The sequence below is a fragment of the Nocardia sichangensis genome, from assembly GCF_047200615.1.
Taxonomy (GTDB): Bacteria; Actinomycetota; Actinomycetes; order Mycobacteriales; family Mycobacteriaceae; genus Nocardia; species Nocardia sichangensis.
Genome location: NZ_JBJZOK010000009.1, coordinates 197,105 through 221,806, shown reverse-complemented (window position 1 = coordinate 221,806; position 24,702 = coordinate 197,105). Strand labels below are relative to the sequence as shown.

Genomic DNA, 24,702 nt, shown 5'->3' with positions numbered 1-24,702 from the left:
CTTTCGACGGCACAGGAGGTTCCAGTATCGCGTCGGGTCGCCGCCCGCCGCTGTCGGTCGAACGGCCGACTGCCGTGGGTACCGTGCCGGCACTAGCGTTGCCTCGTGCCTGCTCTCCGATCCGAATCCCGTCGGTTGCCGCTCGCGTTGGGCATCGTCGCGCTCGCGATCGGCGGATGCGCGCAGCCGTCGGAGTCGGAGCCCGCCGCACCGGCAGCGTCGACGTCGGCCACGAGTCCGACTTCCGCCGCGGCGCCCGCGCCGGTGTCGCCGATCGCTTCGGAGCCGATCGCTTCGGCGCCTCCGGAGGCTTCTGTTTCGGAGGCGGCTCTGCCGGAACCCGACGCGCCGGAACCCTTGGCCGAGCCCCCTGTCGGCGTACGCGTCCCGCAGCCCGCCGCGCCGCAGCCCAGACCCGCGCCGCAGCAGCCCGCGGAGCCGCCCTCCCTTCCAGACCCCGGTTTCGAGCCGCGTTCCGGGTACTGACCTCCGCGCTGACACATGCCGGAAGAATGGTGGCGAGCGTGCGCGATTCGATTCGGCGGCGCACGCGCGGAGCACGCCATTGCCGGGGAACGCGAAGACTCGGCAAGATATTGCTCGATATCAGTCGAGCTCGGCAAAATTTCACTCTTTCGGGAATGCTTCGCCAAAGTTGCTCAGCGACAACATGTTCGGAAGTATAATCGGTGGTGCGGGCGTGCGTATCCGCACCACCGCCGGGGTGATGAGGTCTATTACTGTGCTCGTGAGCGCCTACAGAAATGCACCGCTGCGGCATCGAATATTGAAGGGCTACGTTATCGTCGCGGACGATATCGATGAAATGCATCGGAAGTTGCGACGATCGTCTCCCGCGTCGTCCGGCGGGGAGTACCCACGAGTGTGTTTCGATGCGAAGCGGCCGGGTTGTCTGTGGATCGACACGGGGCCGGTCTGGGTCAGTGATCCCACGCAGCGCGCCGAGGTCGTCGGCGCCCTGGCGGAGGCGGTCTCCGCTGTCGCGGAAGGAGCGCGGAAGGCCGGTGGGTCGCTGTTGCCGTCGGGCATCTCCTGGGGCGTACCGCCGCATCGCCGAGTGTGCGCGGACAGGCATTCCATCGAGATCGCCGACGATCTGCAACGCGAAATTCTCAGCAACCTCATCCGGCGCTACGTTCCCGAACTCATCGCGCTCAGCGGGCGTGCGCTGTTCGTCGGAGGTCGTATCGCCGGACGTGGCTCGCTTCGCCTGGCGGAATCGAAGGACCAGGTTTCGACGAGATATATCGCATCCGCTTCCGCTCGGCATTTGCGGCGGGTCGAGCAGGCGCTGCGCCGTGATGACCGCGTCTCGGGATTCGCTGTGATGGACGTGAATCCGGTGGGTGACGGTGAGTTGGGAATCCCGAATGTCAGCGTTCGATGTCTCGATGCTCAGGTCTTTCCGAGTTCAGCTGTCGCGCAGGCGGTATTGCTGCAAGCACTCGCGGTACGCGCGCGGATGATGCAGCGGGACGGACGGCGTATGCCCGCCGTCCCGCAGCGCATGCTGGACCGGAACCGATCGAACGCCATCGCGAGGGGGATGAGCGGGGAATTCGAGCACGAGGTGGACGAGCAGCGCAAGTCACGCGAGCAGGCGACCGTTCGCCGCTCGGCGGCCGTTTCAGTGTCCGATCTGCTGGACGACCTGGATGCCGAACTGCGCGCGATGCAGATCGAGCCGCGCGAGATCCTGCCTTTGCTCTCCGCACCGGAACTCGCGAAACTGCACCCGGAGTACGCGCAGACCGAGAACGACTTGCTGGCTGTCTGGAGCCGCCGTCGCCGAATCGGAAGCGATGAGATCGCGGCACTGCTGAGAGACCGCGCGGCGTTGGTCGACGACCAGCTGACCAAGCACAACAGGCAGGTTGCTCCGGGCAGCCTGGGCACCTTGGAGGCGGCATGGCGCACCAGACTTACCGCCCGGCCCCCACGACGCTCGGCGCCGAACGGACGTAAAGGGCCCGCCAGGCCCGCTCGTCCGCGTCGGTCGGACGACGAGATCATCCGCGAGTTGGACGAGTTGACCGAGCAGCGCGACATGGATGAACGGCTGCGGGCTCTGCTGTCCGGTCGGCCGCCGCGAAATCTGGCTCCCGCGCTGTCGCGGCTCGGTCGTGGCAAGGAGGTTCGCCGGGTGCTTCGGCAACCGAACGCCTCCGTGCTCGAACTGGGCGGGCGCGAAGAACTCGGCGACGGCATACCGGACGAGCTGAGCGGTCGGTTGTCGCGGCACGGCCGCGTCTGCGTGCGGCTCGACGTGGCCGAGGCCGAACGGAAAGCCGCCGTGGACGCGATGCTGGGTCTGGCCCGCAGACTGCCGAAGGGAGTGTGCGCCGGATTGATCACCAACCAGGTCTACGTGCGCAAGACCGATCGCCGCGTCAGCATCGAGATGATCGTCTTGAACTCCACCGCAGCGGAGCGGTCGTGAATCGGCCGGTCAACGTCGTGCTGGACATCCGCCAGACCAGCGATCCGCCTACCGACGCGGCCGAATTGCGCGAGTTGTGGACGCGGGTCGAAAAGTATCTGGCCGGCACCAGTCTGCGCGCCACGGAGAAGGTCGTCGTCCCGCTTCGGGACGATCAGACCTGCGTGCTGTGGATACAGGATCGACTGCGCGCTCCCGACCGGGTCGACGACACCACGGTCTTCTCCATACGAGGTGTCCTGGAGCCCGCGACGGTTCGGCACAGGTGCACGACCTGCTCGGCCGCCGGCGTGGTCACCTACGGACCCTTCCTGTGCAGCGGCTGTGACCAGGGCGATCAGCCGGGCCGGGTGTGCGACGAGCATGCCGTCGTGATCGAAGGTCGCATGACCGCGACCTGCGCGCGCCACCGGCCCGCCTGCTCGTGCGGAGCGGCGGCCACGTTCTGGTGCAACGGGGAACTGTGTCGCGGACGCAACGCGTTCTGTGACCGGCATCGGGTGGGGCACCCCGGCGGCGTGGACATGTCGTATTGCCGGGATTGCTTCCGGCAGAAATTTCCGGATTGCGCGGCGCAAGGATGCAATTCGACCGGAAGCATCGCCTGTGAGTTCGTCGTCGACGGCAGACGCGCGACTTGCGGAAACGCGGCATGCGCCAGGCACGCGTATCGCTGGCAGATATTCGGGCCGCACAAGCGGGGGCTCGGGCTGTGCCCGGAGCACGCGCTGCGGTTGAAGTCGCTGGAAGACCGTCAGATCGTCTTCCAGATCGTGGCGGGAACCGCGAATCGGCGGCGGGGCCCGCGCACCGATAACCGGCGCACATACCTGCGGCTACCGCGGTTGACGATCGTCCGGCATATCTTCATCAATTCTCGTTCCCGCAAACTGGAAATCCATTCCATCGATCGAATGTTCGGCGAACTCCAGCACGACAACCGCACCGACGGCGTCATGCGGCGTCTGTTGCAGGAGCACGAGAAGATACGCAAAGAGGATCTGGCCGCTGCCGAGCGAGATGGGGCACGCGGTCGCGAGCTGTTCGACAAGCTCACCGCATGGTTGCGGGCACGTGGCCGCGCCGAGGTGGCGAACCACATCAGTTTCGCGGACTACCGGCCGCGGTCCAACTTGCTGTTCGTCAATGTCGAGCCGGAATACCTGGGCCGGTTCATCGGTCGCGGCGGCGCGGAGAAGCGAGCGGTGTCGAACGACCTGGGTGTCAGGGTCGAAGTGGAGCGGAAATGACATCGACCGTGTGGGACAGTCGGCGGCACACATTGCAGGTCGCCCGGGGAGACGGCCTCGTCACCGGCAACATCGTCGCCGTCGGCGCCGGGGATCGGGACGACGTGGGCGGCCGGGGAGAAAACGCTCGGGTGGGCGTGCTCGAGGTGGGCGCCGACGCGTCCCGGCAGGCTGCGGTGCGGATCGTCGCCTCGGCTTCCGTCGACGAGGGTTGCGTCGTCGTCAGCGCGGAATTGGTCGACGAGCTGCGGCTGGAAGTGCTCGACGAGCACGGATGGCGCCTGAGCGCGACGGCCTGCGAGCCCGCCGCTCGGATCGTCCTCGAACCGCTCACCGAGAACCGTCTCGACGACGTCAGCAGGCAGTTGCGCAATGCGAAGGACATCGTCGGCCAGCAGATCCATCTCGGCAGCGGTGACGCGTGGGTCTTCGCCGACGGCGAGTCGTTCCGGGTGCGGCAGGTCTTCGACCGCTCCGGGCGGGAGCGAACGGACCTCTGCTATATCGACCCCGAGACCGAACTGGACGTATTCCTCGCCGGCAATCGCAACGGGGTAGACATCGTGATCCTCGCCGATTGCAGTGGTTCGATGAGCTGGGACGATATCGAGGACCACGCCGACGTCGTCCGGCTCGGGCTGCGCAGGAGATCCAACTACATCTCGCGGATGGATGCCCTGAAACGTTCGCTCATGGACATGGTCGAGATCCGTCGGCACGTGACCGGGCGGGTGGCCCGCATCGCCTTGGTGAAATTCACCACTACGTCGATGTGCGTCTTCCCGAGATCGGGCTCCATGGCCGAGATCCAGGGCCCCGACGACGAGCGGACGTTACGAGAATTCCAGGGCGCCATCGGTTTGCTGCGACCGGAGAACGCGGCGACCGACATCGGGCAGGCCTTGCACTTCGCGTCCGATCTGCTGCACCGCCACGGCGTGCCGGGCAACGACCGGTTGATCGTTCTGGTCAGCGACGGAGCCGATTGGAAGCAGCAGGGCGAGGAAACCGCCGGAGAGGCCGTGGTCGCGATCGCCGATCCGGTCTCGTTGATGGAGGAATTGCACGAGTTCCTCAACATCAACCTTCATGCCGTCGGAATCGGCGATCGCGACACGTTCATGCGCTGGTGGCAGACGAACCGGCCGGCCGGACACCAGGATCCGCACATCAGTGTGATTCCGAACCACACGCTGCTGCGGGAACTGGTGCAGGTGGGTGGTGGCGACCCGAGCCGCACCGGCGGGGTGGACGTACTCCACGGCTACTTCGCGGATCTGGGCACCGGTGTCGCGCATCATGTCGGCAAACCGTCCGACCCCGGCGGCGCCAGGCTGCAGTCGACGATCGACACACTCCATCCCGCGGGTCGCCGGATCGACAGCGAAATGAGCGGAAAGCTCGCGAGCCTCTCGGAGGAATCGCTGGATCTGCGGACCCAGTTGAACGATCTCTCGCGCCGATGCGGTGAGAGCGATCTCTTCGGGCATGTGCACCATAACAAACTGCTGCACCTCGGGCGTCCGCTGCACGGTGCGCGTGATTTCACGTCCTGGATCATGGATTGCCATCACGCGTTCGGCGAGACGTTGGACCGGCGGCTCAAAGGCGAGCAACCCAAGGAACCGAAGGACCGGTACGGAATCGACGGCGTCTACGACAAGATCCGGGATTGGCGGATGGACGCGGTGCGGCGGTTCAGGAACGCCGACGGGCACGCGTTCGTCGAGGGACGGGACGCCGAATTGCTCGGCGCCGTCTGCCTCAAATTGACGGGCCGGAAGGTCCTCGCGGACGACGACGCCGAGTCGTGGACGAGGTTGCAGGTCGGCTTGCTGGCAGGCGTCATCGAGGTGCTGCGCAACGTCAAGACCGTGCTGGAGAACGCCCCGCTGTCGGCGAGGGCGGAGCAGTATGCCGAGGTGTTCTCCGTCGAGGGCTATTAGTCCTGTGATCACCGGACGCAGGAGAAGCCGTGGCCGCTGACGTATTCGCGTGCCTGATATTCCGGGCGCGCTGGAAGGCCGAGCGAACGCCGTCGTCTCGTAGCTGGTCGCCGGGTCCCCTCCCGGTGCCGATCCCGGCCGTCGAAGCGGCGGCGGGTCGTGCAGGTGAATCGGTGGTTGCCGACCGCAGCGCTCGGACCGGGTACTTCTCCGCCCGCGTGCACGATGCGCTGTACAGCGCGCAGGACACCGGGGCCACCGGCCGTTGGCACAGACGGTCGAGCGGCGAGCCGCCGGAATGGACAGGCGCGGTAGTCCACGACTGGGAATTGCTGTTGGACGAAGAAGGCGGCTACGCCGTCGCGCACGTGCGGCTGCCTCAGCAGGCTGTCGAGGTGCTGTCCGAACTCACCAAGGTGCGCGGAGAGGGCCGCCGATGGCTGTCCGCGCTCGTCGACGACGTGACTTTCGAGCCGGTGCGACCGCGCGTCGTCACTCACTTCTGCTGGGCGGGTGATCGGATACCGGAGCCGATTCCCGATCCGGCGGCCCTGGCTTCGTGGTCCACGATGCAGCGATGGCAATGGTTTCTGGCCTCCGGTACGTCGGCGGCGGACGGGCTGCCCGACCCCGCCGATCCGCGGATCTTCGCAGGCACCGTTCACCTCTCGAGTGATTGGCGCGCGGCGATTCTGCGGGACGGCGTGACCTACACCGCGCTGACCTCCACCGAGGCCACCGATTTCCACGCCGTCGCGCGCGCCTACGTGCGGTCGATTCATCTGGACGCCGTTCTGCTCGGCTTACTGCAATTGAACGCCTTGCACCGCATCGCGGATCGGATCGCGGGCATCCGGGTCGACCGCACCGGCGCGGGGGCGGTCGAGTCGCTGGAGGCGGAGATCCTCGATATCCGCGCGCGGTTGTGGTGGAACAACGTTTCCGAGCGTGGAGTGCAGGTCGCGGAGGTGCTGCGCGCCTTCCAGAATCAGCACCGGATGGCCGATCTCTACGCCCAGGTCGTCGCCGACCTCGACGATATCTCCCGTTACCTGCAAGCGCGCCGTGCGCGGCTGGAGGACGAGGCGCTCGCCGACGCGCAGGCACGACAGCGCCGCGCCGAGGAGCGCCATCGCGTGTCCGAGGATCGCGATCGCCGCAATCAGACCACCATCGCGGTGACCTCGTTCGTGCTGTTGCCGTTCGCCGTCACCTTCAGCGGCGCTGCTGTGCTCGCCGATCCGAGTGTGTCCGCCTTCGCGTGGAGTATCGTCGCGGCCCTCGTGTTGTCACTTGCCCTCGCGGTCGCTTCCTTTCTGCGTGATCGGTGACCTGAGCGGCCGGATCCCTACGGGAATTGGCGGGCTCCGGGCAGCGGTTCGTACGGCTGTTCGCGTCGCGGTCGCGCGGGAACGAGTGAAGGCAACCCGTGGCAGCGCTCACAAGGTGATTGGCTCTGCCGGACCCGGGTATGCGACCCATGTCAGCCGACAAGGAAATGGGAGGTATGTGATGCCCGAGCATCGGAGCGGACCCCTGGAAGCTGTCGAAGGTGTCGTCGAGGACGCCAAGGGGAAGGCGAAGGAAGCCGCTGGCGTCGTCACCGGTGACGAGGACCTGAAGAAAGAGGGTCGCGCACAGCAGGACAAGGCCGAATCGCAGCGCGAGGCGGCGCAGAAGGAAGCCGAGGCCGAAAAGGCCCGTGCGGAAGCAGATCTCGACGAGGCCCGTCAGAGCGCGTACGAGAGCGGCAAGGACGCCTAGCTCCCGCGAGATTCGATGTGGCCGTTTGGCGGAACGGCCCGTCACCGGCCCGGCGGTGAACCACCGCCGGGCCGTTCTCAGCAATTACTCGGCGCGGGAACACCTTTGAAGCGCGCTTCCAGCCAACTGAGCGCGGACGGTACGCCGAGCACCGCGGCGGACAGATGGTCCGGGCTCGGGAATTTCTCGTATTGCACTCGCGCACCCGCGGCGCAATACCGCCGAACCGTAGCGTCGACCGACTCAACCGGGATGAGAGTGTCCTGCTCCGCCCGCCATTGGTAGCTCGGCGTGGCCGGGATGTCTTCGTAGAGTTCGAGGCTGTTCTCCTCGAGCACCTCGCGTGCGCGCTTGTCGTCGGCCAGTGAGTTCGAGGCCGCGACGTCCACGATGCCGCGGCCTGCGCCGACCAGCAGGATGTCGTTGGTGCAACTGTTGGCGATCCGATTGCGGACCGACAAGCCGAGCGAATTCAGTTGGTCGCTCACCGGCAGCCGCGTCGGGTACTCACGCTCCAGCCCGAGGGCGGCGGCGAAAGCGAGACCGAACACCGCGTGCGGCGCGTAGCCGAGGCCCTCGATCATCTTGACCAGATTCATGGGCACCCCGCCCGAGGCGACCCCGACGAGCGACAGTTCCGGCGCGTAGGTCGGCGCCAGCGCGGCCGCCCACGCGCTCGCCATGCCTCCGCCGGAATAGCCGAGCAGGCCGACCGGGCTGTCCGCCAATCCGAGTTCGGCGACCCGCCGTGCGGCGCGGATGCCGTCCAGCGTGATCATGCCGCCGAGTTTGGCGGCGCCGTAGGCACTGGTGGGTCCGAGGTGGTCGGGGAGAGCGACCGACCAGCCGCGCAGCAGGAGGGCATTGAGCGCGGGCGCTTCGCGGATCGACAGGTTGGGGTCGCTGGTGTAGAGCACGCGCGACACCGTGCACTGGGTGCCGAGTGCGTTGATGATGTGCTGATAGGACAGCAGTGGCCTGCCGGGGGTGGGATTCTGCGGCGTCAGCACGGTGGTGGTGGCCGCGATCGGCTCGCCCGCGGAGTTGGTGGAGCGGAATTTGATCATCGTGACCGTCGAGCCGGGAAACATCGGTAGCGCGGGCATCGGGCGGACGGCGAGGACGTCGCCCGGCCCGGCGTGGTCCAATCCCGCCGAAGCGGCGTAGAACGGATCCGGATCCGGTGCGGGGTAGATCGGTTGCGCCGCGGCCTGCGGTGTGATCACACAGAGGGCGGCCGCTGCGGTGGCGATGAATAATCGAAGCATGGTTTTCGTCGACTCCCCTTCATCACAACGTGCTGTTCAGTAACGCTGGTGTGCTGAAGCCGAATGCAGCCGGACACCGGTCGCTCGCGACCGATGCCCGGACCTGCACACTGTAGGGGACGATCGGGAAAAAGCCGAGGTCGCCGCGCCGCTCGTCGACGGGGGGCGCGCCGCGCGCCCGTCGGCTACCGTGACCCGGTGCTTTTGCTGGTCGTCGGCGTGGTCCTGCTCGGTGTGTTCGCGGTGCGATTCGGCAGGGACCGCAGGCGTCTGGGCCACGGGGTGTTCCTGCTCCTCGGGCTGGGGTTCGTCGGCGCGTGGGTGGTCGGCCGGATCATCGAGGGCGATCGCACGGTGGTGCTCGCGCCGCTGGTGGTGCTGCTGTCACCGCTGCTGGTGCTGGCGCTGGCCGGGTTGTCGATCGCCAACGGCGCGCAGTTGGTGCGCCGTGAGGGTTGGCGTCTTCCGAATCTGTTGCCGCTCGGACTCGGTATCGCCCTGTTGACGCCGTACGTGGTGCTCGTCCTGGCACTGCTGACCGAAAACATTTGGCTGGTAGTGCTTCTGGCGTCGCTCACGATGACGATCAGCTACGTGGGATTTCTGTTCGCGGCGTTCCTGTTGTATTCCCTGTGCTACGGACTGTTGCCCTACCGTCCGGGGATGGACGCGATCGTCGTGCACGGCGCCGGGCTGGTCGACGGTGAGGTGACGCCGCTGCTGGCCGCGCGCCTGGATCGGGCGATCGAGGTCTACCGTGACGAAGCCGGCGCGGGGCGCGCCCCACTGTTGATCGCCAGTGGCGGTAGGGGAGACGACGAGGAGGTCTCCGAGGCCTCGGCCATGGGTGATTACTTGATCGACCGGGGCGTGCCGGAAGACCGCGTCGTGCTGGAAGACCGGTCGGGAACGACCGAGGAGAATCTGCTCTTCACCAAACGGCTGCTCGGCGAGCGCGGTCCCACTACGCGCATGGTGCTGGTGACGAGCAACTTTCACATGTTGCGCACGGCGATCCTGGCCCGCCGCCTCGACCTCGACGCCGAGGTGACGGGCGCCAAGACCGCCTTCTACTACTTGCCGAGCGCCTTCCTGCGCGAGTTCGCCGCGCTGCTGGTGGCCTACAAGTGGAGCAACGCGATCGTGGCCGTGGCGCTGGTGTCGCTTCCGCCGCTCGCCCTGCTGGCCACCCGCGGGTGACTCAGAAGCTCTTGTGCGGAACGCCTACGGTGAGACCGCCGTCCACCACGAACTCGGCGCCGGTCGAGTACGACGATTCGTCGCTGGCCAGGAACGTCACCAGGGCGGAGACCTCGGACGGGTCGGCGCCGCGGCCGAGCGGGATCTGGAGGAAGTCCTCCGGGATGTTCTCGGTCATCGGTGTACGGATCAAGCCGGGGTGCACGGAATTCACTCGGATCTTGTACTTCGCCAGCTCGAGCGCGGTGGATTTGGTGAGCCCGCGCACGGCGAACTTGGTGGCCGTGTAGCCGTGCAGGCCCGGGCTGCCGCGCATGCCTTCGACGGAGGAGATGTTGATGATCGAGCCGCCGCCTGCATCGATCATCGCGGGCGTAGCGGCCTGCATCCCGAGGAATGTGCCGGTGAGGTTGATGTCGATGATCCGTTGCCATTCGGCCAATTCGAACGCGACGAGCAGGTTGCCGTTCACGATGCCCGCGTTGTTCACCAGGACACTCAGTGACCCGAAGCGCTCCACCGCCGCGCCGACGGCTTGGCGCCAGTCTTCCGGCTCGCGCACGTCGAGGTGGACGTAGGCGGCGTTGTCGCCGAGTTCCGCGGCGACCGCGGCGCCTTCGTCGTCGAGCACGTCGCCCAACACCACGCGCGCGTCCGCGGCGACCAGGGCCTTGGCGTGCGCCGCGCCCATGCCACGCGCTCCGCCGCTGATCAACGCCACCTTGCCGGTCAACCGCCCCATCCGGGATACCTCCGTCTCTCGATCTGCCTGTAACACGTTACAGAAAATGCGCCTGGTGTCGACACGTCTCGCGACAGTAGCCCAGGCGGTCGCCGGTGACGGCGTGATCGACCGCGCGTCCCGGTGAGCGGGCCGTCGATGCCATTCCTGTGCGCCGCAGATATGGAACGTGTTCTAGAATTGCGGAGGTGTGACCACTCGGGAGGTGCGCTATGACGAACCCCGGCCGAAGCGTGACGCGGTTCGGCGGACGTTTGCGGGTGCCGGATATCGCCGAGGTGCCCGGTGGCCGCCTGGTCGAGCTGGCGGGTCGAGGCCGGACCTACGTGGTCGACATCCCGGGGCCCGAGCACGCGCCCGCGCTGGTGCTGCTGCACGCCACCGCCTGCACCGCGTACCTCACCTGGTTCCCGTCGCTGGCGGAGCTGGCCCGGCGGTACCGGGTCATCCTGTTCGACCAACGGTGGCACGGGCGCGGCATCCGCTCCGAGCGGTTCACCCTGGAGGACTGCGCCGACGACGTGGCGGCCGTGCTCGACGCGTTGGAGATCGACCGAGCCATCTGCGCAGGGTTTTCGCTGGGCGGAATCGTCAGCCTGCTGGCGGGACGTCGCCATCCGGACCGAGTGAGCGGGCTGGTGCTGTGCGCGACGCCCTATCGGTTCCGCGAGAAATGGCGCGAGCACGCTTTTCACCGGACGTTCGGCGCTGTCGCCGCCGCTGTGGAGCAATACTCCTACCGTCGTGCCGAGAAGCTCGCGGGCCGTCTGCCCGAGCTTCCCGAGATCACGTGGGCGCCGGGACGGTTGAATCGCTGGGCGCTCGGCGAGTTCCGCAGCACCAGCGGGTGGGCGCTCACCCAGGTGCTCGCCGCGGTGGGGCGCTTCGACGCGACCGCGTGGTTGCCGGAGCTGACGATGCCGACGGCGGTGGTGATCACGACCCGAGATCGCGCGATTCCCGTCTATCGGCAGATGGAGTTGGCGACGATGATTCCAGGGGCGAGCAAGCATCTGGTCGCGGCCGGGCACGCGTCCTGTGTGTTGGAAGCCGATCGTTTCGTACCGGTGCTGCTCGAAGCCTGTGCGGCCGTCGCCGCGAAGATGTGACTCGGCGGGTCCCGTCCGGCGGCGGTGGCGGACCGGGACCCGGCGCTCAGCCCGACGTGCGTGCCGCGGCGAGCAATTCGGCGACCACGCCGGGAACGGCGTCGGCCAGCGCGGCGATGTCGGGCACCAGTTCCTTGCAGGCGATGAATCCGAAATTCAGCTTGTCGTTGTTCGACAGCACGGTCACCGTCAGGCCCGCGCCGTGGAACACCGGTCCGAACGGGTACATCCCGTCCACCCGGATGCCGAGGAAGTACAGCGGCATCGGCGGACCGGGCACGTTGGACACCACCAAGTTGTGCACCACCGGGTGCTTCTCCGCCAGCTTGAGCGAGGAGTACATCCGTGCGGCGAGCCGGAATGTGTTCGGCGGGGCGTATTTCGACCAGTCCTGCAGGAAGTCGGCACCCATCACCTCGTGCTCTTCCTTGGCTCCCCGGTTGGCCTCGGCCACCTCGCGCAGGCGTTCCACCGGGTCGGCGATGTCGGTGCCCAGCCGCGCGAACAGCGTGGACACCTTGTTGATCCCGGCCTTGTGCCGGGTCGACTCGTGCACGGACACGGGTACGGACGCGATGAGCGAGCGGTCCGGCAGCTCGTCGCGCCCGGCCAGATAGGTACGCAGCGCACCGGCGACGACGGTCAGCACCACGTCGTTCACCTTGACGCCGAACGCGGAGCGGATCTCCTTGACGGCGTCGAGTTCGGCCTCGGTGAACGCGACGGCGCGGTGCGGGGTGATGGCGAGATTGAACGGCGTGCGGGGAGCGGAGAACGGGATGGCCATGCCCGTCTTGTTCTGGCGACGGCGCTGCGCGAAACCGGCGACTACGCCGACCGTTTTCGGCAGCATCCCGACGATGCCCGCTCGGGTCGGGAACTTCACCACCGCCTCGGCCAGCAATTGCCAGTCATTCGGTTTCGGCTCGGGGCGCCACTCCTGGTCGGGTACCTCCTTGGCGGCACCCGGCTCCAGATCGCACAGGTGCATCATCAGGTCGGCGCCGGTGATGCCGTCCACGGCGGCGTGGTGGTATTTGCACACCACCGCGACCTTCCCGTCGTCGAGACCCTCCACCACGGACATCTCCCACAACGGGCGGTCGCGATCCATGGGGCGGCTGGCGATGTCCCCGACGAGTTCGGCCAGTTCGCGGCGTCCGGCCGGCGCCGCGATCGCGATGCGGCGGACGTGGTAGTCGAGGTCGAAATTCTCGTCCTCCACCCACACGGGATGGTCGAGGTTCAACGGCACCTCGTACACGCGGCGGCGCATCTGCGGAATCAGGGGAAGTCGCCGAGCCAGTTCGGCTTTGAAGCCGTCGAACGAGTAGCCGCCCGACGACGGGTCGAGGATCAGCAGCGCGCAGACGTGCAGATGCTGGGTCCCGGTTTCCAAGTAGAGAAAGCTGGCATCCAATCCGGTCAATCGTTCCATAGCAAAAGACTACTAGAACACGTTCTAATTTTGGGCTGGAAACGGCAGGTGTGACGACTGTCGCGGGTGGTGTCACCGTACAGCGGTGCGTGACGCTTTTGTGTGTTACCGAAAGTTCCACGTATGTGTATGATCCTTGCTACGGATATGTAGGAATCGCGCGGCGACGCGGGCGCGTGAGGATCGAGGAGTATCGATGAAGCTACTTCGCAGGGCCGGGCGGCGGCCCGACACCGACCCGGGCGCCGTGGCGCTGCACGCCCGCAACGTGCGCTTCGACTGGTCGGACACGCCGCTGCGCTGGATGCCCGCCGAGCCCATCGCCTCGCATCTGATCAACTCGCTGAATCTCTTGCTGCCCGAAGGGGAGCGCATGTTCTGCGCCGCCTACGCCGAGGCGCTGCCGTACGTGCGGGACGAGCGGCTGCGGGAGGCGATGCTCGGGTTCATCGGTCAGGAATCGATGCACGCCGAGACGCACGACAAGGTGTTGCACGAGGTGCTCGCCGCGCACGGCATCGATCCCGAGCCCTATCTGCGGCACGCCGAGTATCTGTTCCGCCGCACGCTCGGGCCGAGAGATGTCGAAGGCGTCGCCGAACGGCAGGTGATGGTGGAGCGGCTGGCCTTCATCGCGTGCCTGGAGCACTTCTTCGCCTACCTCGGCGACTGGGTGCTCAACGCGGATCTGGAGCGGTTCGGCGCCGACCCGCGCATGGCGGACCTGTTCCGCTGGCACGGGGCGGAGGAGGTCGAGCACCGGCACGTCGCGCACGACGTGGCCGTGTACTTCGGGGCCGGATACGTGCGGCGCGCGGCCCTCATGCTGCTGGTGTTCCCCATCTTCCTGACGTTGGTGGTGCGCGGCACCAAGTTCCTCGTCCACCAGGACCGCGACCTGCCCGATTACGGCTATCCGGGGCTGCTGATGCGGGTCTTCGGTGCGATGTGGCGCGGCGCGTTGCCCGGCGTCCCCTCGCTGCTGTGGAGTGCGTTGAGCACGTTCAGGCCCGGCTACAACCCGGAGACGGTCGGCTCCACCGCTCAGGCGGTGGCCTATCTGGCAAAGTCCCCGGCGGCGCGGGCGATCGCCTCGTGAGGTCGCCGGTTCCCGATCAATTGCCCGCAGACCTGTTCGGCAGACGCGAGCGCGACCGCACCGTGCGGGTGCTCGACGCGGTGGCCTCGGCTCGACTGCGCTGGACCGCTCTGATCAATCGGCGCGATCCGCGGCCGAAGACGGACGATCGGCGGCTCGCGCTGGTGGTCACCGAGCGGCGGATCGAGGCGCACGACCAAGACGTGGTGAGCCTGCGGCTCGCCGCCCCTGACGGGCGCGCGTTGCCGCCCTGGCGTCCCGGCGCGCATCTCGACCTCGAGCTGCCTTCCGGCCGTTTGCGGCAGTACTCGCTGTGCGGCGACCCCGCGGACGTCCGCGCCTACCGGGTGGCGGTGCGCCGGATCCCCGAAGGCGGCGGTGGATCTGTCGAGGTGCACGACTGTCTTCCGGTGGGTTCGGCGATCGTGGTGCGCGGTCCGCGCAACGCCTTCCCGTTCGCCGTGCCCGGTCACGGATCCCCATCTGCGCGTCTGCATTTCGTGGCGGGCGGCATCGGTGTCACGCCGATCCTGCCCATGGTCAGGTTGGCGCACCGGCTGGGTATCGAGTGGTCGATGGTGTATACGGGGCGCAGCCGGGATACCTTGCCCTTCCTCGACGAGTTGGCGGGATTCGGCGACCGCGTCGTGGTCCGCACCGACGACGAACACGGTCTCCCCGATGCGGGCGCCCTGCTGCCCGGCGTCGGACCCGACACCGCCGTCTATTGCTGCGGTCCGGTGCCGATGATCACCGTCGTTGCCGATTCGGTGCGGGAAATCCCCCAGGTGGAACTGCATTTCGAGCGGTTCTCGCCACCGCCGATCGTGAACGGTAAGCCGTTCGAGATCGAATTCGCTTCCACGGGGGAGGTGGTCGATGTCGCCGCGGACCGCACCGCGCTCGACGCCATCCTCGCTTCCCGGCCCGACCGCCCGTACTCGTGCAGACAAGGATTCTGCCGCACCTGCAAGGTCCGGGTACTGGCCGGCGAACCCGACCATCGCGACAGCGTGCTCACCGACGCCGAGCACGAGGCGGGCGCGATGCTCGTCTGCGTCTCGCGCGCCGACGGTGGCCGCCTCGTGCTCGATCTGTGATCCGACCCGCCATTCGGCTGAGGAGAAACCTGATGACCACCACCGAAATCGCCGAAATCCCCGCGGTGGGACGCAGCGTGCGCAGCGGCGAATTCGACCTCGCCGTCTACGAATACGGTGACCCGGCCGCGGAAACCATTGTGCTGGTGCACGGTTGGCCGGACACCCATCACCTGTGGGACGCCGTTGTTCCGCGCCTGGCTCGACGCTTCCACGTCGTCGCCTACGACACCCGCGGGCACGGACGCTCCACCCGCACCCGGCGCACCGCCGACTTCCGGCTCGACCGCCTGGCCGCGGACTTCTACGCGGTCGCCGACGCGGTCAGCCCCGATCGGCCCGTACATGTGCTCGCCCACGACTGGGGTTCGGTGCAGGTATGGGAAGCGGTGTGCGAGCCCGGCGCGGCGGCCCGGATCGCGTCCTTCACCTCGGTCTCGGGACCGAACCTGGACCACGTCGGCAAATGGATCCGCGACCGGCTGACGCGTCCGACACCGCGCAACGTGTGGCAGCCGTTCACCCAACTGCTGTCCTCGGCATACACCTTCTTCTTCATGACGCCCGGGCTGCCGCGCGCCACCTTCGGACTGGTAGGGACCGAACGCCTCTGGCGGCGGGTCGTCGCGCTGATGAACGAGACCGAGCCGTCGAACGTGCGTCTCGGCCCCACCTTTCGCGCCGACATCGTCGACGGCCTGCTGATCTACCGCGCGAACATCGTGCAGCGCATGCTCGCCCCACGCGAGCGGCGCACCGAAGTGCCGGTGCAGCTGATCGTCGCCGGACGCGACGTCGCCGTGCGACCCGCCGGATTCGACGACGAACACAAGTGGACCGAGCGGCTGTGGCGGCGGGACGTCCCCGCCGGGCACTGGATGCCGTTCTCTCATCCGGAGTTGCTGGCCACCGCGACCACCGAACTGATCGACACCCTCGGCGGCTCGGCGGCGCCCCGGACTCTGCGCCGCGCCGAGGTGGGGCGGTCCGCGCGGCCGTTCGATGATCGACTTGTGGTCATCACCGGCGGTGGCAGCGGCATCGGGCGCGCGACCGCGCTCGCCTTGGCCCGTCGCGGCGCGGAGATCGTCGTCTCCGACATCGATCCGGCGGCGGCGAAGGAGACCGCCGAGCTGATCGCCGCCGAACACGGTGCGGCGCACGCCTATCCGCTCGACGTCGCCGATGAAGGCGCGATGCGCGCGCACGCCGAGGCGGTGCTGGCGACCCACGGCGTCCCGGACATCCTGATCAACAACGCGGGGATCGGTCAGGCCGGTGGATTCTTCGAGACGTCGGCGGAGGAATTCGACCGGGTGCTGCGGATCAACCTAGGCGGGGTGGTGAACGGCTGCCGCGCGTTCGGTCCGGCCATGGCCGAGCGCGGTCTCGGTGGACACATCGTGAACCTGTCGAGCATGGCGGCCTACAGTCCGCAGCAGGGGTTCAGCGCCTACGCCACCAGCAAGTCGGCGGTGTTCATGTTCTCCGACTGCTTGCGAGCGGAAGTCGCCGGTCGCGGCATCTCGGTGCACACCATCTGCCCCGGCATCGTGCACACCGACATCGTGCGGCGCACTCGGTTCTCCGGCGTCAGCGCGGAGGAGGAGAAGCGCAAGCAGGAGCGTTACGACAACCTGTACCGGATGCGGCGCTACGGGCCGGAGAAGGTGGCCGAGCGGATCGTGCGCGCGGTGCAGCGGGATCGCGGCATCGTGCCGGTGACGCCGGAAGCCCACTTGCAGTACCACTTCGGCCGGTTCGCGCCCGGCGTCGTCCGATTCCTGGCGGCGCGGGTGAAGCTGACCTGAGATCAGGAGGCGAGAGTGCGGGCCAGCTCCGCCTCGACGGCCACGACCCGATCGGCGTCGATGCCCCACGGGTGCTCGACACCGACCCGCCGGTCCAGATCCCACAGCACGCATTCCTCGCCGGGAGCCGCCACGAACGACCACGCGACCACGGTGCGGCCGAGCTGTTCGTCCATGGATCCGTGCGCGGGGTTCGCCGGCCGGCGCCTTCCGGGAAGTGGTGCAGGAAGCGGCCGTAGGCCCTCGCGCAGAAATCGGCGTAGCGCGTGGTGCACAGGATGAATCCGTGCCATGCCTCGTCGACCGCGTGTGACGGCATGCCGATCACCTGGTTGTCACGCATGGCCGCGCCGCAGCACAGCAGCCACTGGCGCAATCCCTTGTCCACCAATTCCCGTGGCTGCCAAGGGCAGGTCTTGTAGACTGCCTCGGGCAGTTCCAGCGCGTCGACGGCGGCGCGTACGGTCGCCAGGTCGACCTCGCGCACCGGGTTTCGACGGAACCTGAAGTTCACCACAGTTCACTGTACGTGCGCGCCGATGTGCCGCTACCGTTCTGACATGAGCGCACTCATCTTTCTGATCATCCTGTTGATGGTGCTGCTCCTCGTGGCGGCTCCGATCATCGCCGTAGTCGCCATCATCCGTTCGCAGCGCAACCGCTATCAGCCGCCGCCGTACGGTGCGTGGCGCGGTGGGAACCGAAGCGGCGGATATTACGAGGGGGGTTCCACAGATCCGTTCTGGGCGGCCGGCGGAGCCGGTCTGATCGGCGGATCCGACCAGCCGAGCGGCTGTGGCGGCGGGCATCAGCACCACCACGGCCATCATCACCACGGCAGCAGTTGCGGCGGGGGAAGCGGTTGCGGCGGCGGGAGTAGTTCCAGCTGCGGCGGCGGCAGTAGTTCCAGTTGCGGTGGTGGCAGCAGTTCCAGCTGTGGTGGTGGCAGCAGCTCCAGCTGCGGCGGCGGTTCCTGACGCACGATTTGACCTCAACACGACTTCAGGTTCCATGCTGATCTTCGTCCGAAGACGGCAAGGAACGACGAAGGGTGTGTGACATGCGGGCTGTGCAAGCCGGTGAGTTCGGTGGACCGGAAGTGCTCGTGGTTCGGGAGCTGCCGGATCCGGTGGCGGGACCAGGGGAGGTGGTCGTCGACGTGGCCGCCGCGGATGTGATGTTCCTGGACACCAGGCTGCGGAGCGGTTGGGGAACCGACTTCTTCGCGATCGAGTTGCCCTATGTGCCCGGCGGCGCGGTCGCCGGGGTGGTGGCGTCGGTCGGTTCCGGCGTCGATTCGTCCTGGATCGGCAAGCGGGTGTCGACGCCCACCGCGGCCAGCGGCATCGGCGGCGGCCTGCCGATCGGCGGATATGCCGAGAAAGCGCTGGCCAAGGCGGATACGCTGACTGCCTTGCCGGAGGGGCTGACCGCGACGCAGGCCGTCGCGCTGGCCCACGACGGTCGAACCGCGCTCGCGGTGTTCGACCATGCCGCCGTCCAGCCTGGGCAATGGGTCCTGATCACCGCCGCGGCCGGTGGGCTCGGTGTGCTGCTGATCCAGCTCGCCCGTGCGGCGGGCGCGCACGTCCTCGCCGCCGCACGTGGCGCCGCCAAGCTGGAACTCGCCGAGCGGCTCGGCGCGACCGCGGTGGTCGACTACTCCGCGCCCGACTGGGCGGCGAAGGCGCGCGCCGCGACCGGGGGAGCGGGCGCGCACGTGGTGTTCGACGGCGCGGGCGGCGCGCTCGGCGAGGCGGCGCTCACGGTTGCCGCTGATGGCGGGCGTTTTTTCGGATACGGAGCCGCCGCAGGCCAATTCGCCGTACTGAACCAGGAAACCGCCGCGGCGCGCGGCATCAGCGTCTACGGGCTGTTCGACATCACCGGCGCGGACATCGATTGGCAGGCGATCGCCCGGCGCGCTCAGGAGGAGGTCGTCGCGGGCCGCCTCGAGGTCGTCATCGGTCAGACCTTCCCGCTCGACCAGGCCGACCGGGCGCATGCCGCCATCGAGTCGAGGGCGGCGCTGGGGCGCACTTTGTTAACAGTGTGAACAAACCGGCGAACTGGACAATCGACGTAGTGCGCTGCTTCGGCGACGGCGCTAGGGTGCCGGGGTGGAAACTGTGCTCGTCGTCGCAATCGTCATCGTGGTCCTCGGCTTCGTGGTAGCTGTCGTCCAGTTCGCCAGCAGGCCGCCGAAGGAAGCCGAGCCATGGGACGACCATGACGACGCCGAGGACTACGAGGACGACTGGGACGAGGACTACCGCGAGGGCTGACCCCGCTACGCCGGGGTCAGCACCACGATCGCGATGGGCCGCTTGGTCAGCTTTTGATAGGCGCTGTAGCGCCCCTTGTTCACCTTGTCGACGAGCGCCCACCGCCGCGCGTACTCGGGATCATCCGGCAGCGTCGCCCGGGCCCGCACCGTCAGTTTCCGCCGTCCGACCTGGATTTCGCACTCTGGTCGGGCCTTCACGTTCGCCAGCCATCCTGGCGGCCGCGGCGATCCGCCGTTGGACGCCGTCACCAGATAGTCCGCACCGTCGCGCGCGTACGTCAGCGCCGAGGTCCGTTCCTTGCCGGACTTGCGTCCCACCGTCCGCAGCAGCAGCGTCGGATTCCCCAGCAGCAGCCGATGCCCCACCAGCCCACCGCTGTTCTCGTACACCCACTGATGCGCCTTCAGCACCTTCGTGAACAGACCGGCCATACCTGACCCTCCAGTAAGTTTCCGACCCACCCACCCTAGGTCACTCCAGCCGACTGGTCCGGAACCCACCCGACCCGGTAGCATCCCCAACGCTCGCGGTTCCCCGCGGCACGGGGCGGTAGCTCAGTCGGTTAGAGCCGTGGACTCATAATCCATTGGTCGCGGGTTCGAGCCCCGCCCGCCCCACAAATGCCCTCTGATCTGTTGAGCCGATCCCGGCGCCGGACACCCGCGCCCATATCGGGGCTACATCGAGGCCTCTCAACGCGGCCCGAGGTCAGTACCGGGGTGTGGGGTGGGCCGCATGAAATGAGTAGTTCCCTACTCGTGCTCTGTGGCTTCTGTTCGCCCATGATTCGCTCGAGACCGATTGAGGAGATGTAGCGATGAGCACCGCGTTGTGATATCCCGGTCCGCATCTGGCACTGAGTCCGGATGTGAACTCCGCACAGCTTGCTACAGCAATCTCCGCATCGGCCCGGACCAATAGGAGAACGGCGAAGCGTAAGGACGGATCGGCTGATGACTACAATCAAGAAGATAATTGTTGTCCATTCGACGGCGAACGTGAAGGACGCCGGTTCCGACGCGGTGTTCGAGCTTCAAATCGAGAGACTGCAGCCGGGGAACGTATGGGAGCTGCTGGTGAATCCCAACTTCCCGTCTCTTCCTCATGATGAACGAGAGAGGGGGCTGACCGATCTCTACAGCTTCGATTTTTCCGACCATCCCATTGATTGGTCAGGTCAGACGAGCAACCGCATCGCGATGCGCATGCTCACCCGGGAGGGTGACGGTTGGCTTCCGAAATCCATATTCGTGATCGGCATCGAGTCCGGCCGCAATGCAATCGTTCTCGGATCGCATCCAGCATGGCCGAGAACGGGCTGGTTCGATAATGGTAGCGACGCGTTGGGGCCGGAGGCGCACATTATCAGCGGCTTCAGCTGACTTCGCTATGCCGCCGGTCGATTCCGGGCCGACCTTCTGCACGCCGGCTCGGTAGCTCGGGTGCATCAACATAGGTAGGCACGTACAAAGGAGTGGGCGATAGGTGCCGAGACCGGACCGATGCCTGAGCCGGAGGGCGCTGATACCCGCCGCGTGACCAGGACCTGGTGGCATCGGATCGGCAGCCTGATTCCGAGCCAACGCGGACCGGAGAATCCCAGGTTGCACAAGGCGGTCCGGGTAGCGGGAGTCTGCCGCCAGATCTACCGCCGTGGCCAGGCTGCGCCGGGCGGCGGTGTCGGCTACGACCGCGTGCTCCAGCCAACCTATTGCGTTACCTCGGACGCGAGCGCAGCCGCATCGGCTCGTGCCGTGCGCGCTTCACGGGCGAAGGTTTCGACCATGGTGGACATGCGTAGAGACAGCGCAAAACCCCTCAGATTCGATGCTGAGGGGTTCAGGTGACTTGCGGTCAGGCTGCGCAGACGCGGTTCAGATTGTCGGTGTAAGGGTCGAGGTCGGTGACGTTGGCATCTACCAGTGCGTCGGCGTAGGCGGTGATGACGTCCTTCTCCGCGCCCTGGGCGAAAAGGGCCAGGCCGCTCAGTCGGTCGGACAGTGCTGTCGCCGTCGCCGTGTCCATGGTGCCGCCGCTCGTGTCGATCGCGAGGTTGATCAGCTCGATGGCCCTGGCGCAGAAGGGGGACTGGGCTTGCGCGGGTGCGGCGGGCAGGAAGAGTAGAGCGGCGGCGGCCGCAGCGAGCACAGCGGCGAAGGGCTTGGTCATGATTTTCCTCTCAGAACGTTGGGCTGATCGTAACCAGGCGGGAGAGCCCCTATTTCTGGTGGCTCGGTAAGTATCCGGACGCGGGTGGACACGTCGATTCGACGAAGCTAGTGTGTCGCAGCCGGGTGTGGGGCAGATGCTATTGCTCGCCGAGCTCCGCATCGCCGAGTAATTCGATCAGTTCCTGCACCGCCGCTTCGACATCGGACTCGGTGTTGCCGGGAAGCCTGCGGTACTGGACCCCTTTGAGGAACTCGGGTAGCTCCACATGCTGAAGTCGGACGGGTAGCAGTGTCGCGCGGCCTTCGATGCTGGCCTGGTACAGGCGTTGGGCCTCGGTCACGCAATACGGGCTGGCGACGTAGCTGGGCGAGAGCAGCAGGACGCCGACCGCTGTCTTCGCCAAGCTGTCCATGAGTTCGTCCAGCCAGTTCTGTCCGGTGCGTATGGATCCGGTCTTCCGATAGTCGAAGACTTCCTGGAACCTGGCATGCAGGGCCCGGCTGAACAGGTCCGCCGTTTCTCTGTCCTCGTTGGCGTAGCTGAGAAATACGACTTCTTTGCGAAGCGCGGCCGTGGTGAAATATCGGCTGGCCTGATCGGCGTCGTGGAAAAGCCGGGGCTGATGCCCGATCACATTGAGGGTTTCCTCGAAAGAGCTTCCGAGGTCGTCGCGACCCTGCCAGGACAACACCCGCCTACTGTGGCGCGGCTGGACATCCTCGAACAACGCTCCGGAGAGTTGGTCGGGCACTCTATCGGCAGGCGTGTGCAACAGGGGCAGCGTAGGCACGCCGTGCCCTGCGGCAAAGCTCGCCGCGATATATGCCGCCGGGTCGTCGAGTGCGACTACCAGCCAGTCCAGTTCGCGCAGCCGGCTGACGAACGTCAAATCGAGTCGAGGCGGCCAGGCCAGGTTCACCGGCTGCCACACCGCTTCCTCGAGGCTGCTTTCCAACACATCGCCGATCTCCGCCCTGGTGCTCCGGTTCAGCAGCAGGCCTACTTCTCTTCGGCGGTACGAGCGTGTTCCGGCGCGTGCGGAGATATGCGCCCGCAAACCGTTGGCGAAAGTCTCGAATGCTTTGGTGACGCGCGCGATCAGCGGCGAATAGCGTTCGTCGGTGATCTCCTGCGGGTCGTACTCAACGACTCGTATCTCCGGAGGGCACCGGAACAGGGCGCCGTACCGGTGGTCGCAGAAAACGATGCTGGGATACCGCAGGCGTGCGGCGATGCTCAACTCGAGCAGGAAGTACCGAGCTTCGTGCTGGAGCGTGCGCAGATCCCACGCCGTCTGCGCGTCTCCTGGTAGCGGGTATATGCCCACGAACCCGTCCGCGTCTCGCATCATCCGTTCCAGCCGTGTCGGGCTGGTGAAGGTCAGCCCTTCGTCCACGCGGAAGGCGACCGGTTGCACCTTCCGGATGATTCGCCAGAAGAACAGGTTGACATCGGGTGATCGGTACCGGTGACTGAGAAAGACGTTCGGCCTGCTGGAAGAGTCTTTCTCAGTTGCCATTCTGATCCGCCTGCGGCTCGGGAAGGACCGAACGCAGGCCGGATGTGTCGACGACCTGCTGTTGGCGGATCTTGGCGTACACCGCGTCGAAGGTGTAGCCCGCGATGAAACCGACGGACAGTACGAAGAACAGGAGCCGTCGCGCGCCGGGGCCCGTCAACAGGTCGGGCGAGGTCGCCAGTTGTGCCGAGATGAACAAGAGGACCGCGATCGCACCCGCCGACATCCCCAATACCGAACTTCGCGCCCAGTCCTCCCTGCGGTCGACGGCAGTGCGGATTATCGCCCCTGACGTCGCCGCGAGCAGGGAGCCCGCGATCAGCCCGACCAGGGTGAGCGATGCGTTGCCGTCCACCGCGTAAACCAGCGGGATCATCGCGAATCCGCCGATCAGCAAGAGCGCGCCGAAGAGCAGCCCGATTCCGGACTTGTACTTGGCATGCCGCTCGGCGCGCGACCGCATCGTCTCCGCTGATTGTTTGCGTTCCTGCTGAGTGCGCAGGATCGCGACGACATTCTCAGCGGCGCCGGCGTTCCACTCGCCGCCCAGGATCGAAAGCTCTTCCGGCGTGACGAGATTGCCGGTGCGTCCCATCGATACCCATGCCTTACGCGCGGCACCACCGAAAGCGGCGACGGGCGCGAGGGGAATATCGAACGCCATCGCCACCATCGCGGTGATCAATGTGGTGCGGCCGCCACCGATGAGTACGACACCATCGGCTTCACGCAGCGAACGGTAATAAGAGACTTCCCAGTCGTCTTCCGCTTCATGACGAATTTCGAAGCTGCCGGACTTATGTGGTGGATGCGGGAAACTGGTTTCGGAAGATCCGTACGGTGGCCGGACATGGATGGAACCGGCTCTGCACGGCTCGACGGAAAGGTATCCGGCTACCACATCGCGTTCGACGAATCGCGGCGCGCTGGAATAGACGAAGAGGTCGTAACCTGCCCTTGCCAGTTCGGCGCCGACCTCCCGCGCGGCTCGGGCGCCGTTGTCCTCGGTCCACGACGGACGGTCCTCCACCCCGCAAGGGCGTATCCCGCCGACGATCGCGATTGTGCGGCGCTCGCCGATCGAGCCGTTTGTGCCTGACTGCACCGAACATCCCCTCGTTGATCAGGTAACAGTAGGTTGGATAGTAGCGACCGGGCGGCCGTCCGCGCCGAAAATCGTTGTGCCGTAAACCCGGTTCAGCGAGATTCTCGCCGCCTCAACGGCATCCGGCCTGCCCTGGGCGCGGTCGCCTGCTCCCGACCGCGGAAGACCGGGAACCGCAGGTGATCCGGCGGGACAAGGGAAACGCCTCTGTTTCGACGCTGAGGTTTTCCGGGCGTGGCCGGTTCGGTGCTGCCGACCGGGCAATTCGAACCTGTCTTTCGCGGGCATCGGGCCGGCGAAGTCGACTCGCCGACGAGATTCGGCCATTGACGCGGGCGCGGTGCGCGAACCCGTGCTCGCCTCGGGTTTCACCCCGAGGGGTGAGTCTTTCCGACCCGTAGGACGATGATCTTGCGAGCTTCCTGAGAGA

Annotated in this window: 22 protein-coding genes, 1 tRNA gene and 1 pseudogene; 15 read left to right on the top strand and 9 right to left on the bottom strand. The window is 66.8% G+C overall.

The window, feature by feature from the left end; genetic code table 11:
* The first annotated feature begins 105 nt into the window (after positions 1–105).
* The 6 genes from ACL03I_RS15480 to mbp1 all read left to right on the top strand — a co-directional run bounded on the left by ACL03I_RS15480 (position 106) and on the right by mbp1 (position 7,421).
* A complete protein-coding gene (locus ACL03I_RS15480; RefSeq protein ID WP_412806275.1) occupies positions 106–486 on the top strand; it encodes a hypothetical protein in 381 nt (126 codons plus the stop codon).
* A gap of 169 nt (positions 487–655) precedes the next feature.
* Positions 656–2,461, top strand: coding sequence for a hypothetical protein (locus ACL03I_RS15475; protein ID WP_412806274.1), 1,806 nt, complete (start codon positions 656–658; stop codon positions 2,459–2,461).
* Positions 2,458–3,711 carry a KH domain-containing protein gene (locus ACL03I_RS15470; protein WP_355072553.1) on the top strand — a complete coding sequence of 418 codons (1,254 nt, stop codon included), beginning with the start codon at positions 2,458–2,460 and terminating at the stop codon, positions 3,709–3,711. Before ACL03I_RS15475 ends, ACL03I_RS15470 begins: the two co-directional genes overlap by 4 nt.
* Positions 3,708–5,657 (top strand): vWA domain-containing protein, encoded by a 1,950-nt coding sequence (locus ACL03I_RS15465; protein WP_412806273.1) that lies wholly within the window; start codon positions 3,708–3,710, stop codon positions 5,655–5,657. Before ACL03I_RS15470 ends, ACL03I_RS15465 begins: the two co-directional genes overlap by 4 nt.
* 29 nt (positions 5,658–5,686) lie before the next feature.
* A complete protein-coding gene (locus ACL03I_RS15460) occupies positions 5,687–6,988 on the top strand; it encodes a hypothetical protein (protein WP_412806272.1) in 1,302 nt (433 codons plus the stop codon).
* Positions 6,989–7,169: 181 nt separating this feature from the next.
* The gene (mbp1, locus tag ACL03I_RS15455) at positions 7,170–7,421 is read left to right on the top strand and encodes a microaggregate-binding protein 1 (RefSeq protein WP_039804891.1); all 252 of its coding nucleotides are present in this window, start codon (positions 7,170–7,172) and stop codon (positions 7,419–7,421) included.
* 77 nt (positions 7,422–7,498) lie between these two features.
* Here mbp1 and ACL03I_RS15450 read toward each other — a convergent pair whose 3' ends face one another.
* Positions 7,499–8,689, bottom strand: a complete 1,191-nt coding sequence (locus ACL03I_RS15450) for a lipase family protein (RefSeq protein WP_355072558.1) — start codon at positions 8,687–8,689, stop codon at positions 7,499–7,501.
* 198 nt (positions 8,690–8,887) lie between these two features.
* On the opposite strand from ACL03I_RS15450, the gene ACL03I_RS15445 reads away from it, so the two are divergent.
* A complete protein-coding gene (locus tag ACL03I_RS15445) occupies positions 8,888–9,889 on the top strand; it encodes a YdcF family protein (protein WP_412806271.1) in 1,002 nt (333 codons plus the stop codon).
* A gap of 1 nt (position 9,890) precedes the next feature.
* Here ACL03I_RS15445 and ACL03I_RS15440 read toward each other — a convergent pair whose 3' ends face one another.
* Entirely contained in the window at positions 9,891–10,631 is a 741-nt protein-coding gene (locus ACL03I_RS15440; RefSeq protein WP_412806270.1) for a glucose 1-dehydrogenase, read from the bottom strand.
* A 212-nt stretch (positions 10,632–10,843) separates the two neighbouring features.
* Between ACL03I_RS15440 and ACL03I_RS15435 the strand changes: the two genes are divergently transcribed.
* The gene (locus tag ACL03I_RS15435) at positions 10,844–11,740 is read left to right on the top strand and encodes an alpha/beta fold hydrolase (RefSeq protein WP_412806269.1); all 897 of its coding nucleotides are present in this window, start codon (positions 10,844–10,846) and stop codon (positions 11,738–11,740) included.
* A gap of 46 nt (positions 11,741–11,786) precedes the next feature.
* Here ACL03I_RS15435 and ACL03I_RS15430 read toward each other — a convergent pair whose 3' ends face one another.
* Entirely contained in the window at positions 11,787–13,178 is a 1,392-nt protein-coding gene (locus ACL03I_RS15430) for a WS/DGAT/MGAT family O-acyltransferase (RefSeq protein WP_412806268.1), read from the bottom strand.
* A 196-nt stretch (positions 13,179–13,374) separates the two neighbouring features.
* On the opposite strand from ACL03I_RS15430, the gene ACL03I_RS15425 reads away from it, so the two are divergent.
* The 3 genes from ACL03I_RS15425 (at position 13,375) to ACL03I_RS15415 (ending at position 17,188) form a co-directional block, all read left to right on the top strand.
* A complete protein-coding gene (locus ACL03I_RS15425) occupies positions 13,375–14,277 on the top strand; it encodes a metal-dependent hydrolase (protein ID WP_356964958.1) in 903 nt (300 codons plus the stop codon).
* A gap of 62 nt (positions 14,278–14,339) precedes the next feature.
* The gene (locus ACL03I_RS15420; RefSeq protein WP_412806301.1) at positions 14,340–15,377 is read left to right on the top strand and encodes a PDR/VanB family oxidoreductase; all 1,038 of its coding nucleotides are present in this window, start codon (positions 14,340–14,342) and stop codon (positions 15,375–15,377) included.
* 32 nt (positions 15,378–15,409) lie between these two features.
* Positions 15,410–17,188 (top strand): SDR family oxidoreductase, encoded by a 1,779-nt coding sequence (locus ACL03I_RS15415; protein WP_412806267.1) that lies wholly within the window; start codon positions 15,410–15,412, stop codon positions 17,186–17,188.
* Positions 17,189–17,190: 2 nt separating this feature from the next.
* Here the strand turns inward: ACL03I_RS15415 and ACL03I_RS15410 are convergent.
* Positions 17,191–17,675: pseudogene (locus tag ACL03I_RS15410) on the bottom strand (glycine-rich domain-containing protein).
* A 342-nt stretch (positions 17,676–18,017) separates the two neighbouring features.
* Positions 18,018–18,170, bottom strand: a complete 153-nt coding sequence (locus tag ACL03I_RS15405; RefSeq protein WP_174553193.1) for a hypothetical protein — start codon at positions 18,168–18,170, stop codon at positions 18,018–18,020.
* Positions 18,171–18,248: 78 nt separating this feature from the next.
* Between ACL03I_RS15405 and ACL03I_RS15400 the strand changes: the two genes are divergently transcribed.
* Together ACL03I_RS15400 and ACL03I_RS15395 are read left to right on the top strand one after the other, a co-directional pair.
* Complete coding sequence (locus ACL03I_RS15400) at positions 18,249–19,244, top strand: zinc-binding dehydrogenase (protein WP_355072571.1); 996 nt, start codon at positions 18,249–18,251, stop codon at positions 19,242–19,244.
* Positions 19,245–19,308: 64 nt separating this feature from the next.
* On the top strand, positions 19,309–19,473 hold the full coding sequence (locus ACL03I_RS15395; protein ID WP_355072572.1) for a hypothetical protein: 165 nt from the start codon (positions 19,309–19,311) through the stop codon (positions 19,471–19,473).
* A 5-nt stretch (positions 19,474–19,478) separates the two neighbouring features.
* Here the strand turns inward: ACL03I_RS15395 and ACL03I_RS15390 are convergent, their stop codons facing one another.
* Entirely contained in the window at positions 19,479–19,907 is a 429-nt protein-coding gene (locus tag ACL03I_RS15390; RefSeq protein WP_412806266.1) for a nitroreductase/quinone reductase family protein, read from the bottom strand.
* 112 nt (positions 19,908–20,019) lie between these two features.
* On the opposite strand from ACL03I_RS15390, the gene ACL03I_RS15385 reads away from it, so the two are divergent.
* Positions 20,020–20,093 (top strand) — tRNA-Ile (locus ACL03I_RS15385).
* Positions 20,094–20,429: 336 nt separating this feature from the next.
* The gene (locus tag ACL03I_RS15380) at positions 20,430–20,858 is read left to right on the top strand and encodes a hypothetical protein (protein WP_412806265.1); all 429 of its coding nucleotides are present in this window, start codon (positions 20,430–20,432) and stop codon (positions 20,856–20,858) included.
* 472 nt (positions 20,859–21,330) lie between these two features.
* Here ACL03I_RS15380 and ACL03I_RS15375 read toward each other — a convergent pair whose 3' ends face one another.
* From ACL03I_RS15375 to ACL03I_RS15365, 3 genes are all read right to left on the bottom strand, one after another.
* Positions 21,331–21,645, bottom strand: coding sequence for a hypothetical protein (locus ACL03I_RS15375; RefSeq protein ID WP_355072621.1), 315 nt, complete (start codon positions 21,643–21,645; stop codon positions 21,331–21,333).
* Between the two features lie 139 nt (positions 21,646–21,784).
* Positions 21,785–23,167, bottom strand: coding sequence for a toll/interleukin-1 receptor domain-containing protein (locus ACL03I_RS15370; protein WP_412806264.1), 1,383 nt, complete (start codon positions 23,165–23,167; stop codon positions 21,785–21,787).
* Positions 23,157–24,272 carry a hypothetical protein gene (locus tag ACL03I_RS15365; RefSeq protein WP_355072625.1) on the bottom strand — a complete coding sequence of 372 codons (1,116 nt, stop codon included), beginning with the start codon at positions 24,270–24,272 and terminating at the stop codon, positions 23,157–23,159. The genes ACL03I_RS15370 and ACL03I_RS15365 overlap by 11 nt, the downstream gene beginning before the upstream one ends.
* Positions 24,273–24,702: the final 430 nt, after the last annotated feature.